The organism is Stieleria sedimenti (genome assembly GCF_025060895.1).
Taxonomy (GTDB): Bacteria; Planctomycetota; Planctomycetia; order Pirellulales; family Pirellulaceae; genus Stieleria; species Stieleria sedimenti.
Genome location: NZ_JANZKV010000014.1, coordinates 19582 through 35478, shown reverse-complemented (window position 1 = coordinate 35478; position 15897 = coordinate 19582). Strand labels below are relative to the sequence as shown.

Below are 15897 nucleotides of genomic sequence, written 5' to 3'. Positions count from 1 at the left end.
GAATGGCATGCACAGCATGCAAACGCCAGAGAGGGCCGGCGCCCAGAAAGGCTTAGCGACTTCCGCGACGATCAATGTGGGTTGCAAAACCGATCACCAGCCCCCTCATCCCCAGCCCTTCTCCCCCACAAATCGACAAGCAAGCTTGTTACGATTTGTGGGGGAGAAGGGAGCCATGAATCTTGCAGTCATAAAATTGACGTCCCGTGCGTGATCCTCCCGGTCCGTCAGGCGAGCCCACCCCTGGAGTCCAGCAATGCGTTTGGTTTGGACCTCCGATCTTCATCTCAACCACGTGAACTTAAGAGCCTGGGACGCTTGGGTTGCCCAAGTCTCTGGCGGTGGTGCCGACGCCATGGTGGTCACCGGCGACATCTCGGAAGCCGAGGACGTGGTGTTCCAGTTGCGGCGGATGGCCGAATCGATCTCGCTGCCGATCTACTTCGTGCTGGGCAATCATGATTTCTACGGATCCTCGATCGGTGCGACGCGACGCAGTGTGGCTTCGATCACACGTGATCTGCCGTCGCTGTGTTACCTGACCGATGCGAGCACGATTGAACTGACGCCGGGACACTGTCTGGTCGGGGAGGACGGTTGGGGGGACGGGACCGAAGGCGATTACGAAAACTCACCCGTGCGGCTGAACGATTTTGTCGCGATCGAGGACTTTCGCCAGGTCGACCCGATCAGCTGGCCTCGTTTGTTGCGTGAGCAAGGCGCCCACTCGGCCGATCGGTTGCGGCAAAAACTGCTGGCGCTGCCGGAGTCGGTGCGGAGCGTCACGGTGGCGACTCACGTGCCGCCGTTCCGTGAATCCTGTTGGTACGAGGGGCGAACGACCGATGACCTTTGGGCACCCTTTTTTGTCTGCGGCCAGGTCGGTGCGGTGTTGAAGCAATTCACCGTTGAGCGCCCGGCGATCGAGATGACCGTGTTGTGTGGTCACACGCACCACGCCGGCACCGCCGAGATATCGCCCAACTTGGTGGTGCATACTGCGGCGGCCGAATACGGCGCGCCACGGGTGGAGCGTGTATTGGAGTGGTGAGCTGCGGGGGTGAGGGTTTCGTCGGGCGGCGCTAGCGGAACGGCGCGAGCGGCCTGTCGGTTTTGTGAGCCGTGACGCGTAAGCGGCCGGGCACTGCGACGTTGCCCGAGGCCTCACGGCCAGCGGCTCACCATTCACTCAGCAGAACCCGCCTAAACCGACAGCCCGTGAGCCGTCCGGTGTCGGCTCGAAAGCACCTTGACGGACCGGAGGGCTCGCGCCCTGCCGCTAACGGCATCGCGGCCGTTGTGTTGGAAGCTCTCGGCGCAAAAAAAACTCTGCGGTCCGGAGTGTGGTTCCGGGCGCAGAGTTCTTTGTGTTGCGGTAAGCAATCGGGCGAGGGTGAACTACTTGAGTTCGACCGAACCGCCGGCTTCTTCGATTTCGGCTTTGACCTTTTCGGCTTCTTCCTTGGAGACGGCTTCTTTGAGGGTCGCGGGGACGCCTTCGACCATCTTCTTGGCTTCCATCAGCGAGGCGCCGGTGAGGTTCTTGACGACCTTGACGACGTTCAGCTTTTTGTCGCCGAAGCCGGTCAGGACGACGTCGAACTCGGTTTGCTCGACGGCAGCTTCGCCGCCACCGTCACCACCCGCGGCCGCCATCACGACTCCGCCGCCGGCGGCGGGCTCGATGCCGTGGACTTCCTTCAGGTAGTCGCTCAGCTCTTTGGCTTGCTTCAGGGTCATTTCGGCGATCTTGTCGCCCATTTCTTTAGCTTCGGCACTGAACTCAGCAACCGCAGTGGCTTCATCAGACATGACAGGTTTCCCTTAAAAAACGAATGGTCGGTTGTTTGAAAAACGGAATGGGGGGGTGATAGCTGTGGCGGTCGACTACTCGTCGCCTTCGCTGATCTTTTTCAGCTGGCTGTTCAGCGTCTTTCCGGGGCCCAGCATCGCAGCCGATAGCGTGGATCCAGGTCCCAGAATTTGGCCGACGAGCATCGAGATTTGTTCTTCGCGGCTAGGCCATTTGCTGACCGCTTTGACGCCATCGGCGTCAAGACGTTCACCGTCCATGACACCGCCGGTGGTGGTGAACTTCTCGTATTTCTCGCCGTCCTTGTCCAAACGGACAACTTCCTTGACCAGCGACACAAAGTCTTCGCCGCCGTAGCACACTGCCACAGGGCCACTGGCACCTTCGAAGGCCGGGGCCAACGAGGTTCCCTCAGTGGCGCGTCGGGCGAGAGAGTTCTTCACGACAAACATCGTGATGTTCCTCTCGGCCAATTCGCCACGTAGTTCATTGGTCGTGTTCGCGTCCATTCCGACGGTGCTGACCAAGACGGCGTCTTGGACACCGTCGAGTTGCCGCTGGATGTCGCGGGTCACGAGTTGTTTGACGTACTTACTCATCAGATTGGTTCACTGAAGTAGGGATGATGGGGGCGCCGACTAGCAAGTGACTCGCACACTCGGGCTCATCGTTGCACAGATCGCCACACCTTTGACGTACGTGCCCTTGATGGTTTGCGGTTTGAGGCCGTCCACGAATTGAATGAAGGCGTTGATGTTGTCGACAAGCTTGTCCGATTCGAAGCTCATCTTGCCGACCATCGCGTGGACGTTGCCGCCCTTGTCGTTGCGGAATTCGACTTTACCGGCCTTGTACTCGCTGACGACTTTGCCGACATCAGGCGTGACGGTTCCGGCACGGGGGCTGGGCATCAAACCTCGAGGACCCAAGACGCGTCCGAGTGGTCCGACCAATCCCATCATGTCGGGTGCGGCGATGCAGACGTCGAAGTCTGTCCAACCGTCCTTGATCTTCTTGGCCAGGTCGTCTTGACCGACTTCATCGGCACCCGCTTCCTGTGCGGCCGTGGCGGCATCGCCCTTGGCAAACACGACGACGCGTTGCTGTTTTCCGATCCCATGCGGAAGCACCAGTGAACCACGGATGATTTGGTCCGCTTGGTTCGGATCGACGCCCAGACGCATGTGGATCTCGACCGTTTGATCAAACTTGGTCGAATCGTACGCCTTGAGCGCAGTGACCGCTTCATCGAGAGGAAGCGTGTTCGCTGGTTGCTTTTCGAGCGCGGCGCGATACCGCTTTGATTTCTTACCCATATGGTCACGACTCAATGGAGGTCGGGTGGTGTTAGCAAAATCACCAGGCCCGAGGCGAAAACGCACCCCGGCGGCAAATTCTCCCACTTCACAGAAAACCTATCGGCTTCTGACGAAACGAGAATATTGAGAAAGTCCGAAGAAGCGTCAACGCCAATTGTGCAACTTGCCCAGAAGTTTTTTCGCCGCCGCCATGACGGTCGTCCGTTTGGACCTCTCTCCGCGGGGGGGCGGAGGGGCGAGATTGGAGATTTGAACACGGCTGCGCCGCTTCGCCTTTGTTAGCGGAGCGGCGCGAGCGGGCTGTCGTTTTCGTGAGCCGCGACGCGTAAGNNCAGCGGCTCACCATTGACTCAGCAGATCCCGACTCAATCGACAGCCCGCGAGCCGTCCGGTGATGCCGCAATGCGGCCGGGAGACCGGAGGGCTCGCGCCCTGCCGCTAAAACTTTGTCAAACCCAAGGGATCAATGCTTCCTAGCGTTCGGCTACACGGTTCCCAGCACTCGGATCAGGGTGTCGATCACGACCAACGCGGATTCTCGTTGCCGGCCGACTCGCTTTTTGGCGTTCAACTCGATGCCCCAGGTTCTCGGCGGTTGGCCGCGTCGCCCCACACCGACAAAGATCCGGCCGTCGAATTCTGGCGGGGCGTTCGGTCCCAGGTGACCGGTCACCGAGGCCGCCAGGTCCGCGTGCGGCGTCATCTGCAGCGCCCCGGCGACCATTTGATGCGCCACCGGGGCACTGACCGCGGTGTGCTGATGCAGCGTGTCTTCGGCCACGCCCAGCCAACGCATCTTGCTGGCCTCTTGGTAGACGACAAACGAACCGGCCAGCCAAGCGGAAACACCGGGCACCGTGGCAAGCGTCGCCGCAATCAATCCGCCCGTGCAGCTTTCGGCCAACACCAGCGTTTGTTGTTTCTCCCCGAGCAGCTCGACGAGTTGTCGGGATTGGGAATCGAGGTCCATGGCAGTCCGATCAATGGTGAATGTTGCGGGGGGGAGGTCGGTTTCGCGCGGTCTAATCCGAACCGCGGCGCGGTCAACTTACCAGCCCGAAGCAAAAATTGGTTGGGCAGACGGGGGCGGATCGTTAACCTGGGGTCGATCCCCGACGCGCCACACATGCTCGATCGACCCGTCCATGCACCAGCCACCCACCGCTCCCTGCCTTGCCAGCATCACCCCGGTCCCCGAACGGGAAGCCGGGCGAGTGCTCACGCTCGGTTGGAAACTGCTGCTCAATGCATCGTTGTTGTTGGTGCCCGTGTTGATGGTCGGCCTGGTCTCTCCGCTCTTTGCCCTCTCGTTCTGGGTCGGATCCGGCCGCGCCCTGCTGGCTTCGGCCGTCGTGATTCCGTTGATCGTCGTGGCCCAGGTCTCTTGGGCGGGCACGTATCCGGAATGGCCGATGAACCAGTTATTGGTGCGCCGTTTGCGCCGTTCCTGTCGTTCTCGCATCCGCACGAGTTCACGCACACGCACGGTGGGGGCCGACGGGCAGCACCCGCAAGTGCCGGTGGAGCAAGGGGGGCGGTTGAATTGGATCGAGACGGCTCGACTGGTCGAGTGGGTCCCACGCGAGAATTGGAACGCGACGAAGCTGGACACCGCCGAGGATGTGATGCTGATTCACGTCGACGGCTGGGGCGTGGTGATGGAAGGGGATTTTTCGCGGTACCGGTTCCCGGCGGCGTCGATCATTGACGTGCACCTGGAGTCGGTGCGGCCGACCGGTTGCTTTCATCGCTTGCACTTCGTCGTCTTGACGGTGCGTACCGAAGACGGGCCGCTGGAGTTTGCGTTGGCCTATCGGGATCACCGATTGGGCGGCTTGCGTTCACGTCATCGTCGCCGCCAGACTGAGGAGTTGTGCGGGGAGATTCGCCGCATCGCCACCGGCGGTGATTTCAGCTACCGCGACCCGGACAGCGACCGCCTGATGCATCTCGATCCGGGCCACGCCGGAGTGGAGGTTCCTGCGGCGCGGCAAGCGGCCGCACAGCGAGGGGCAGCGCGGTTGAATCCCTATGCGGCGCCGCGTTCGCTGTAGCGCGACGCGGGCCGACGATTCAGCGGGTGTGAATCTGTCCGACGGTCGGTTGTTTGGCCGCCGGATCGGCTTGGGCATCCGGGGCAACGCCGCCGGCCACCAAGACGGTTTGGACGACGTCGATCAACTGGTCCAGCCGGAACGGTTTGAACAACCGCGCCTTGGGATGAAGTCCGTTTTGCAGTGCGTGGACGATCGAGTGGCCTGGGTCGTAGCCGAATCCGGTCATCAGGATCATCGGCACCGGGTCGATGATCTCTTTCAACCGCATCATCAATTGAAAGCCGCTGTGTTCGGGCAGTTTGATGTCACTGATGATGACGTCGTACTTGTCGTCTTCGCCGGCATCACGAACCATCAAGACGGCCTGGTCGGCACCGCGTGCGGTTTCGACGATGCATCCGTAGCGTTCCAGCAGGGTGTGGGCGTCTTCGCGGACGGTGCTGTCTTCATCGACGACCAAGATGCGTTTGCCGCGGAGCAGCGCGTGTTCGTCCGACGAGATGCCCGGCGGAACGGCTTCCAGTGGCGTCAGCCGCTGTCCGATCTGTTGGATGGTCTGCTTGATGTCGCGGGCGTTCTTCAAGATCCGGCGGATGCGATCGACCATTTCCGGCGAGTGGCCGATGTAGTCCTCCATCACGTTGACGGCATCGTTGAGGATCTCGTCGACCGGTAGCGCGACGGCGCTGTGGATCGCATTGCAGCTTTGCTGGGCGGTGTCGGCCTTTTGGGCAACGAGAAGTTCCAGCGTGTTGAGTGCGAAGCTGATGTCGCGGGCAAAGATCTCGAGGAATTGCAGATCGCTCTCGCTGAACGCGGCGACCTCGGGGCTTTCGACGTTGATCGTGCCGAGGACCTGGTCATTCAAGATCAACGGAACCGTCAAGGAGCTTCGCGCGTTGGCGACGCCGGGGATGAACAACGGGTCGTTGACCACGTCATAGCACAGGTAGCTCGTCCCGCTGGACGCGGCATACCCGGTGATCCCGTTGCCCTGCGGGTGGGCGAACAGTTTTCGATCGGCCGCTTCTTGGTCGATCCCGACGCTCAACAAGGGGACCAAGTTGCCGCTGGCTTGTTCGAGCAGCCGAATCTCGATCACCTCGAAGTTCAGCAGGTCGGTCAGGTAGTGCCGGATGTTGTCTTTGAGCAAATCGATCCGCTCGTCGACGCCCATCTGATAGATTTCGGTCGGCCGCAAATCGGCCAGTTCGCGTCCGGCGCGGTGGATCGCGGCGAGTTTCTGCTGCTGCAAAATCTCTTCGGTGATGTCACCGACGGTGACCACCAGATGGGGCTCGGCGGCGTTGTCGCCGACCGGAGCGGCGCGGACCTGGAAGAATCGGTTGTCCGAGGTTTGGAACGTACCGCTGCTTTCTTCGCCGGTGGAAAAGGCGGTGTGGAATGGGCAGAGGTCGGATCCCATGATGTCGGGATTGCCCAGCAGGTCGTAGATCGTTTCGCCCGTCGGGTCTTCTTCCAGCTTGCCGGCCCAGGCTTTGAGGCGGCGGTTGGCCCACAGCACCCGGATCTTGTGGTCCAGCAACGCGGCCCCCTCGGGTAGGTCGCGGAGCATCAAGCCGCTTTGACAGAGCCCCCGCAGTTCGCCGAGTTCGGGGAGCAACTCTCGGGCGATCCACACGCCCTCGATCGAAGGGCTGGCCAATTGGTCGAGGACCGTCGCCGAGGAATCGAGCGCTAGCACTTCCTCGTCAGAGAACCCGCGCGGGAGCGTGTGCTTGTCGCCTACGCATATCAGCCGAATCGTCTCTGTCGACTCGCCGGTCTGGCCGGTCCTGTCTTCAGTGCCGAACGGGGAAGTGGATCGAGTCATAACACGCCTCTGACCACGCAGTAAAAATCGAGCGAAGGCGACTCGCTTTGGGCCGCCCCTGGGAACTCATCGATGAACGCACATCCATACCTACGTCAGTTCATCGGCACTACCTCACCAAGAATCATACGAGAAAACGAGTGATCAACCACCGTTGAACCCAGCCGAATACGCGTTTGGCCGCGCAAACCGCTTCAGTTGCCAGTCAACCCGCCTTGTGGTCGGATCATCCGCCCTAGTTGGTGGCGGTTGACATCGCAGCCGATGTCCGGATCGGTGGATTGTCGGTGCGAAACGCGCCAGCGATCGAGTTTCACTGATTCACTCTCGTCGAAACACGCGTCTTTCATCCACCTTTATCGCCGCCGTCCAACAGTTCGGCATCCGAGCTCGAATCGATTCACAAAACCTCGGAAATCATTGATCTTGTTCGCCCTTCCTCTGGGCAAAGCTGTCGACACCACCGTGATCGCCGTTTCTTCGTCGATCGTGGACGCCACATGATAGGATGGCGTCAACGTCCCGCGCCATGGTCCCCTGCCGAGATTTCCCCTGCCGAGATCCCGCGGCCTGCGGTGCGTTTTCCGTCTCGAAGCGATTCGATGCCATCGGGCGTCCGTCGAGTCGGGCCATTTGGGATGGGGTCTGAATCGATCGTCGTCAGGTCGACTTGTTTGGGTGTGTTCAATTCGATCGCGCTGTGCGGTCAGGTTCGGGCGTGGGTGCACAACGACAAGTCTCTCGCGAACGATTGCGACATTGTGTGCCCATCAGTTTGACACTGCTGAAAAACGGGGGCCGCTCTCGTCCGATGGGGTCGTGTCGCTTGAGAAAAAATTAATTTTACTGCGGGGAATACCGGGGTTTTTCGCTTCAGCGGGATAGGGCAATTGATCCCTGTTGGATCGAGATGCGCCGCTGGCATGCTTCGGCTTCCATGGTTCTATTTGAAACACCTGGGTAAAACTCGCGATTTGCGTTGTTTGTACGTCGCCTATTTGTTGACAGGGGTTTGAGCAGGTCTACATTCATGGGGCTGGGCAGCAGCCCATGCTACGCAGCCGTTACAAACTCACTCGTATTTCCATCGTCGGCTCACTGGCTGTGAGACATTTTGGAGGACTCACTACATGAAGAAAATGATGTATCAGGGCTTTGCAGGACTTTGCACCGCACTTTTATTTGCGGCAAATGTCCTTGCTCAATGCGGCGATTGCGGCGGCTGCGCAAGCGGTTCCGCGTGCGTCGCTGCCGGTGGGGCCGGTGGCCCCGCTGTCGCGTATGAAACCCGGACGGTCATGCGACCGCAACTGGTGTCGGAAACTCGCCTGGTTCCGACGACGACTTATCAAACCGAAACACGCACCCGAATGCGTACGGTGACGCGACAAGTTGCCAAAGTGCAAACTCGCGAGCAGACCTACACGGTCAATGTGCCCGAAGTTCGAACTCGCACCGAATCCTACACCGTTTGCGTGCCCGTCACGTACACCGAGGAAGTGCCTTACAAGGTTCAGGTTCCGGTGACGACCGAGGTCGAGCAGACGTACACGGTGTGCGTGCCCAAGACCACCGAGGTCGAACGGACCTATACCGTTTGTGTCCCCTACAAAGAAACCGAGACGTACATGGCGACCGTCCCGGTGACCGAGCAGGTGGAGCAGGAATACACCGTTCACGTTCCGGTTCAAAAAACGAGGACCGAAACCTATGACGTCTGTGTCCGCTACACCGAGCCGGTGGAGCAGGAATACACCGTGCAAGTGCCGGTGAAAAAGATGCGAACCGAAACGTACCAGGTGTGCGTCCCCTACACCGATACGGTGACGCAAACCTATGCCGTCCGGGTACCCTACACCGAACCGCACACCTACACGGTCCAGGTTCCGTATTGCGAAACGGTTCAGCAACCGTATTCGGTCTGCGTTCCCTACACCGAACAGGTCGAGCAGCCTTACACCGTGATGGTGCCCTACACCGAAGAAGTCGAAGAGACCTACACGGTTCAGGTGCCGGTCACGGAAACCAAGACCGCGACCCGTACGGTCACCAAGTGCGTCCCGGTGACGACCGTCAAGACCGTCACCGAAGATCACGGCAGTTACCAGTGCCAGGCGGTTGAAACAGCCGCCGCTGCGGGTGCCGGTTGTGGCGGCGGTTGCGGAAGCTGCGGCGGATGCAGCACGCCGTGCAATCCCTGTGGCGGATGCGCCACCGCGTGCAGCCCTTGTGGCGGTTCGGCCGGTGTCGTCGGCGGCAGCGGTTGCGCTCCCGTGGTGTCCTATCGACAAGTCTGGGTGCCCAACCTGGTCACCAAAGAGGTCCCGGTCACGACGTACCAGCGGCAGACCACCGAAGAGCCGTACACGTACACGACGACCAGCTACGTCACCGAAACCAAGACCCGCAAGGTCCCGGTGACCAAGTGTCGTCCGGAAACGAAGACGCGTTTGGTGAATGTCACCCGCTATCGCACCGAGCAACGCATGCGAACCGTCCAGGTTCGAAAAATGCGCACCGAGGAGCGAACTTGCAACGTCACCAAGTACAAGACCGAAACGCATACCCGCGAGGTTCCGGTCCGACGCACGCGGATGGAAACGCATGAGCGACAAGTTCCCTACTGCGAAATGATCACCGAGACGCGGAAGCGAACGGTCAACGTTCCGAAAACTCGGATCGAAACCCGCACCCGGGAAGTCCCGTATTGCGAAATGGTCCCTGAGACTCGTAAGCGAATGGTGACGATGTGCTCGACCCGCCAAGAGGAGCGGACTCGCGAAGTCACCAAGTATCGCAACGAGACCAAGACGCAAATGGTTCCGGTCACCACCATGGTGAACGAAACCCGCACCCGGATGGTTCCCCAGACGACCTACAAGACGGAAGAAGGCACGCGGACGGTCACCAAAACGCGGATGGAAGAGCAGACCCGTGAACGCGAGGTCAACTACACCGTTTGCGTCAAGCAGGAACGTGTCCGAACCTACAACGTCACCGTTTATGAAAACGTGACCGAAGAAGTTCCGGAAACGTACAATGTTTGCGTCCCCGTGACGACGATGAAAGAAGTGCAGGTGCAAGTCTGCAAGCCCGTTCCGACCACGGTCCAAGTGCCCGTGTACAGCTACGGCACGTCCGCCGCTCCTGGAGCCGGCTGCGTCGACTGTGGCGGTGCCGCACCGATCGCAACCGGTGCCGGTTGCACCAACTGCAACTGATCCTGCCCCGACCCAGACGCTGAGCACCGCTCAGCGTCGGCAAGATCTCCCGCAATTCGGCCCCGACAAGGAAACTTGTCGGGGCTTTTTTTTTCAGGTTTGCCGACTCGAACGGAATCGATGTCTGGCATTCAGCCTGTCTGCCGCGGCGGGCGGGCGGATTTGCTATGTTGGTTGCTGCCTTGACCCAGTCGATGAGTGCTTCATGACCGATCCGACCGCGCCTGAACCTTTTCTGCCCAAAGTCTCGCTTCGTTGGCTGATCGGATTGGTCACGGTGTGTGCCGTTGCGATGGGAGTCGTCCAGCAAGCGATCACGACGGGACAACAGTGGGCGGTGTTGACGACGGTCTTGATCGCGGCACTGACGCTGCCGTTTTTGATTTACGTGGGATCGTTTTCGTTGGCGAGCCTGTTTTCGACGCTCGGCTCGGCCGCCGTGGGGCCTGAACAGCCGATGCGAGTTCATGTGCCCACGACCGAAATGCCCGACGCGATGTCGGATCCGCATCATCGGGATGGCGAAACTCCATGAGGCGTTTGCTTCGTCCGGTCGTCGCCGCTGTGTGCGTCGCGGTTCTGTTCGTCGCGGCGCCGGGGACGCCGATGACCGTCTCGGCGACTGCCGAAGAAGTTCAACTGGGGGCGGCACCCTCCAATCCGGCCCAAGCCGGGTTCACGATGTTCGTGAGCACCGAGCGGTTGGGTAACGAGGGGTTTCAGCCGATCATGCTGCGGTTTCGGGCGATCGGCAAGTCGTTTACCCGCCAGCGATCGCTGCGCATCTTGTTTCGGCCCCGAACCCAATACGCGACCGAGATCGATTTTCAATTTGCCTGTCAGGTGACGGTGCCGCAAGGCGTCAAGAATTACGGCGTGCCGGTCCAGGTGCCGCACTTCTATCGCTGGGAATCCTGTTCGGTCCAGGTGATCGAAGACGGCCGGCGACTGGGAAAGGTGGCGTCCAAGCTGGCGATCCCGGCGTCGGTCAAAGATTGGGGGCAATACATGTCGATCGGGGTGATGGTTCCCCGAGATGCGGCGACCTCGACCGACCCGTGGACCCGCTTTCCCGATCTGCGTTCGATTGCCACGATCCTGGGTGAGGGCGCGATCAGCGAAAAGGCGAACGTGCCGCGTCTGTCCGACAAACAGGCGCGGAAGTTTCTCGACGACCTCGTCTACGGCTGGGCACGATTCCGCGTGATCGACGAAGACGCCTTGCAGACGTCGTGGATCGGTTACAGCCAGTTGGACGTGATCCTAGCGCCCTATCCATTGCTGCAGCGAATCGAACAACAGCAACCCGATCAATTGGCGGAACTCAAACGTTGGGTTTCCGCGGGCGGTCAAATCTGGGCCTACGCGGCACCACCGCAGGCGACACCGTCGCAGACAGTACCGTCGCAGACAGCACCCAATGCCGCGTCCATCGGCTCTGAGGGGGTTGGTGGAACGGCGCGAGCCGTCCGGATTGACGGTGAACCAGCGGAGGGCTTGCGCCCCACCGCTCACAAAAATCCCCCGCTCGGCGTCAAGCCGCTCGACCGTTCGCCGACCGGGGCGGTTCGTCCGAGTTGGCTCGCCGGCGCGCGAGGGGATGTCAACACGTCGTTTCGGTATTGGGCCAATCCATCGTCCGTCATGACGCTCAGCCAACCCAACGACACGTCGGCGATTCAGTACCAGCCTTGGAACTATGGAACCTACTACTCCAATGCTTACGCTTACGGTTCCAGTGAGAAAACACGTCAATCGGTGTATGACGACCTGGTGGCGGTCAAGCATCCGATGGTTCAGACGGTGACCAAAAAAAAACTCCTCGCCGGACTGGGGGTGATGCCATACGGTTGGGGGCGTGTCGTCCTGATCGAGCAACAGGATCCGTTTCCGGGGTCGTTCCAGCTCTGGAAATCGCTCGAGATGGACAAACAGAAATGGAGCGAGCGGAACGGGGTGGACTATGCCTCCGGTAACGACAGCTACTGGGCTTGGCTGATGTCGACGGTGGGCCAGCCGCCGGTGACGATGTTTGTGGTCCTGAACGGTCTGTTTGTGTTGGTCATGGGGCCGCTGTTGTACTTCGGGTTGCGGCGTCGCGGGCGGCTTTACTTGCTGTACTTCCTGGCACCCGCGTTGGCGTTCTTCGCCACGATGGGACTGTTTTGTTACGCCTTCCTTTCGGACGGATTTGATAACCGGGCTCGGATCCGGCAATTGACCTGGATCGACGGTCGTCATGCCGTTGCGCCCGCCGGCGAACGCGAGCGGCAACGTGTCCCGGTGATCGACCAATCACGTCAGACGTATTACACGGTGGTCGACAATCAGCGGGGATTGCGGTTCACCGGCGAGGCGTTTGTGTTACCGGTGCATCATTCGGAAATGGTGAACAATTACAACTACTATCCCGCCAATGACTCGCGGCCGGGTGATTATCTGATTGACCAAGTCGGGGACGATCGGCTGTACACGGGTGATTTCCTACCCACACGGACTCAGGTTCATTATCTGGTCACGCGTCCGTACGAAGGGGTGTCCCCGATCGAGATCGATTTCAGCGGCGAGGCGGTTTCGCTGACCAACCGGTTGCCGACACCGCTGTCGATCGTGGGCGTGTGTGACGACAAGGGCAAGTACTGGATCGCCCGGAACGTGTCGGCCGCGTCGACGGTGACGCTGGAGAAGGCGAATTCGAACACGCTTTCCATGATCGCACTCGGGGTCGTCGATCCGGATTCGTCCCAGATGCCGACGCCCTATCAGAATCGTGTCTCGATGAACGACCGAACCGGGATCGAAGAGCGGCTGTTGGAATTTTCACGGAATCCGCAGCGGCGATCCTTCTTGGCTTTGACCGAAGTGCAAGCAGACCAGTTTGCGCTCCGCGAATGTGTGCAAGATGAATGCGTCCGCATGATCGGAGGGTTGCTGCCGTGACGGGGTTGAAAACCGCAGTCCCACCGTCATCTGTCCCGCCAACGCCCTGGCAGGGACCGATGATCGAATTGCAGGACGTGACGCGTTTGTTCGGCACCACGCGCGCGGTCAACCACGTTTCGTTCATGGTGCCACGGGGCAGCGTGTTCGGTTACATCGGTCCCAACGGGGCGGGGAAAACGACCAGCATGCGAATCCTGGCGACGCTGGAACTGCCGACCGAAGGCGACGCCTTCATCGAAGGACTCTCCTCGGTCAACGATCCCGATCGCGTCCGCCGGCGGCTGGGGTTCATGCCCGATGCGTTCGGTTCGTACAGCGACACGAATTGTGCCGAGTACCTGGATTTCTTCGCGCGTTCCAATGGACTGGTCGGACGCGAGCGGACGCGGCGGATCCGTTGGGTGATGGATTTCACCGGGCTGCGTTCGATGGCCGAAAAACCGATCACCGGTCTGAGCAAGGGGATGCGGCAGCGTCTCTGTCTCGGACGCGCCCTGATCCACGACCCCTCGGTGCTGATCCTGGATGAACCCGCCGCCGGGCTGGATCCCCGGGCGCGGATCGAATTGCGACAGATCATTCGATCGTTGGCGGCCGATGGCAAAACGATCTTGATCAGCAGCCATATCCTGAGCGAGTTGGCCGAGATGTGCGATCGGGTCGGCATCATCGAGCAGGGGCGGTTGTTGGCCAACGATACCGTCGCCGGTCTGAAAGGCAATTCACAAACGCATCTCGATTTGATCGTCGTCATCGACGGCGAGACCGAGACGGCCAAGACGATCTTGTCACAGTGGGACGATGTCTCCGATGTCGTGGAACTGAATCGGACGCTGCAGTTTCGCGTCGCCGGCAATCGACAGCGTCAGATCGAAATCTTGCATCGTTTGTGCGACGCCCGCGTGAACGTTTTGGAGTACCGGGTGGTCGATGAATCGTTGGAGGATCTGTTCCTGAAGGTCACCGCGGGGAAGGTGCAATGACCGACCAGGGTGCATCCAGCGTCAACGGCGCAGCCGCCGATGGCGATCCCCAAACGTCGGCGGGCGGGGCCGAGCACGCGGTCGCCGAACTTTCACTCGGCGGCGGCGGCCAGGCGTTTCCCTATCCGGCACTGGCACTGGACCCCGACGCGAGTGGGTTTTGGGGCTGGGTGGATCGGGCGACCGAGCGGTTGACGAGTCTGTTGAATCCGATCTTGGTCAAGGAGGCCAGGCAATCGCTCAAAAGCAAGCAGTTTCTGATCACGTTTTTTTGTTTGCTGGCCGCGTCCTGCGCTTGGACGATCATGGGGATCGTGTTCAACGCGCCGGATGTTTATTACATCCCGACCGGTGAATCGATGATGATCGGGTACTTCATGATCCTCTCCGTTTCGATGTTCGCCTTCGTGCCCTTGGTGGCGTTTCGGTCCTTGGCCGCGGAGCTCGATGAGGGGACGTATGAGATGTTGGCGATCACGCGATTGTCGGCTTGGCGAATCGTGTCGGGGAAGATGAACAGTGCCGTGCTTCAGATGCTGATTTACTTCTCCGCCATCGTGCCGTGTTTGGCGTTTTGTTATCTGCTCCGCGGGATCGGTTTGCTGACCATCATCTTGGTCGTCGCGATCATCTTTATCACGGCGATGGTGCTGACGGCACTCGGCTTGGTGCTGTCGACGCTCGCCAAGGGCCGGACACTGCAAACGTTTCTGTTGGTCGGCTTGGTCGCGTTCATCGTCGTGGTGGAGTTCACGTGTTGCGGTTTTGTTTTCTCAATGGTGTTGCCCGAGCAATGGAGCGGGACTTGGTTCGGGTTTCTTGCCTGGTTCACCGTTGCGGCGTCGTTCGTCGTGCTGTTTGTTGCCGCGGCGGCGGCCCGTATCGCTCCGGTTACCGAGAATCGTTCGACCCGGTTGCGTGTGATTCTGTTTTTCCAACAGGCGATCTGGGTGGTGACGATCGCCTACACCGCTTGGTCGACCGGTGATTTCGAATGGATCAACGACGGGCTGCTGTACCTGGGGATCTTTTGGCTGTTGGTCGGGATGTTCATGTGCGGCGAAGCGTCGGAGTTGAGTCCCCGCGTGCGGCGCGGATTGCCGGCCACTTACGGGACCCGGATGCTGTTCACGTGGTGGATGCCCGGGCCGGGAACCGGTTTCATGTTCGTCGTCGCCACGGGCGTGGCGGGGCTGGTCGTGTTGGCCGGGGTAGGTGTTTTTGGGGTCCAGACGGGTGCCGTTCGAAGTACGAGTGTCGACACACCTCCGCCAATTTTTGCGGCGATGATGATGGGCTATCTGCTGGGTTACCTGGGCGTCATTCGCTTGCTCGCGATGCCTTTTTTGAAGCGGTTCGGGCCGTCCTTTGTCGCCCCGCTGGTTGCGGCGGTCGTCGCTTATTTCTTGGGCGCGATTGTTCCGGCGATCATCGATGTGGTGATCCAGGGACGGATCTCCAACCAATACTCCGCGCTGCATGCCAGCAATTGGGGGTGGACTTGGGACGAAGCCTTTAGCCCACGGGGGTTGCCGGCAGAAGTCGCGATGTTGATCCTGGTGGTCGGGGCGGGAGTTCTGGCGATCAATTTGGTTTCGCTGTTTCGCGAGTTTCGGCTGCGGAAAATCGCGGTGCCGTTGCGTGTCAAGCAGGATCTGGCGGACGAGTCGGAAAACCAACTCGTCGAAAGCGGCAGCGGACGGTAGATTGATGGTCCGTCGACAACA

Annotated in this window: 13 protein-coding genes; 7 read left to right on the top strand and 6 right to left on the bottom strand. The window is 60.3% G+C overall.

Annotation, left to right across the window (positions count from 1 at the left end; translation table 11 throughout):
• Positions 1-256: 256 nt before the first annotated feature.
• Positions 257-1051 (top strand): metallophosphoesterase family protein, encoded by a 795-nt coding sequence (locus NZK35_RS02660; RefSeq protein ID WP_259631053.1) that lies wholly within the window; start codon positions 257-259, stop codon positions 1049-1051.
• A gap of 347 nt (positions 1052-1398) precedes the next feature.
• On the opposite strand, the gene rplL is transcribed toward NZK35_RS02660, so the two are convergent.
• From rplL to NZK35_RS02640, 4 genes are all read right to left on the bottom strand, one after another.
• Positions 1399-1812 (bottom strand): 50S ribosomal protein L7/L12, encoded by a 414-nt coding sequence (gene rplL / locus NZK35_RS02655; RefSeq protein WP_145391461.1) that lies wholly within the window; start codon positions 1810-1812, stop codon positions 1399-1401.
• Between the two features lie 75 nt (positions 1813-1887).
• On the bottom strand, positions 1888-2412 hold the full coding sequence (gene rplJ / locus NZK35_RS02650; protein WP_095737432.1) for a 50S ribosomal protein L10: 525 nt from the start codon (positions 2410-2412) through the stop codon (positions 1888-1890).
• 39 nt (positions 2413-2451) lie between these two features.
• Positions 2452-3129, bottom strand: coding sequence for a 50S ribosomal protein L1 (gene rplA, locus NZK35_RS02645; protein WP_145223369.1), 678 nt, complete (start codon positions 3127-3129; stop codon positions 2452-2454).
• 487 nt (positions 3130-3616) lie between these two features.
• Positions 3617-4102: a CinA family protein gene (locus NZK35_RS02640; protein WP_259631052.1), complete on the bottom strand. Its 486-nt coding sequence runs from the start codon at positions 4100-4102 to the stop codon at positions 3617-3619.
• 175 nt (positions 4103-4277) lie between these two features.
• Between NZK35_RS02640 and NZK35_RS02635 the strand changes: the two genes are divergently transcribed.
• Positions 4278-5186 carry a hypothetical protein gene (locus tag NZK35_RS02635; protein ID WP_259631051.1) on the top strand — a complete coding sequence of 303 codons (909 nt, stop codon included), beginning with the start codon at positions 4278-4280 and terminating at the stop codon, positions 5184-5186.
• Positions 5187-5205: 19 nt separating this feature from the next.
• On the opposite strand, the gene NZK35_RS02630 is transcribed toward NZK35_RS02635, so the two are convergent.
• Positions 5206-7023, bottom strand: a complete 1818-nt coding sequence (locus tag NZK35_RS02630) for a response regulator (protein ID WP_259631050.1) — start codon at positions 7021-7023, stop codon at positions 5206-5208.
• 514 nt (positions 7024-7537) lie between these two features.
• Positions 7538-7711: a hypothetical protein gene (locus NZK35_RS02625; RefSeq protein ID WP_259631049.1), complete on the bottom strand. Its 174-nt coding sequence runs from the start codon at positions 7709-7711 to the stop codon at positions 7538-7540.
• Between the two features lie 610 nt (positions 7712-8321).
• On the opposite strand from NZK35_RS02625, the gene NZK35_RS02620 reads away from it, so the two are divergent.
• From NZK35_RS02620 to NZK35_RS02600, 5 genes are all read left to right on the top strand, one after another.
• A complete protein-coding gene (locus NZK35_RS02620) occupies positions 8322-10244 on the top strand; it encodes a hypothetical protein (protein WP_456115270.1) in 1923 nt (640 codons plus the stop codon).
• 205 nt (positions 10245-10449) lie between these two features.
• Complete coding sequence (locus NZK35_RS02615) at positions 10450-10779, top strand: hypothetical protein (RefSeq protein WP_259631047.1); 330 nt, start codon at positions 10450-10452, stop codon at positions 10777-10779.
• Positions 10776-13184, top strand: coding sequence for a hypothetical protein (locus tag NZK35_RS02610; protein WP_259631046.1), 2409 nt, complete (start codon positions 10776-10778; stop codon positions 13182-13184). The genes NZK35_RS02615 and NZK35_RS02610 overlap by 4 nt, the downstream gene beginning before the upstream one ends.
• A gap of 59 nt (positions 13185-13243) precedes the next feature.
• A complete protein-coding gene (locus tag NZK35_RS02605; RefSeq protein WP_259631045.1) occupies positions 13244-14170 on the top strand; it encodes an ABC transporter ATP-binding protein in 927 nt (308 codons plus the stop codon).
• Positions 14167-15876 (top strand): ABC transporter permease, encoded by a 1710-nt coding sequence (locus NZK35_RS02600; protein WP_259631044.1) that lies wholly within the window; start codon positions 14167-14169, stop codon positions 15874-15876. Before NZK35_RS02605 ends, NZK35_RS02600 begins: the two co-directional genes overlap by 4 nt.
• The last annotated feature ends 21 nt before the right edge of the window (positions 15877-15897 follow it).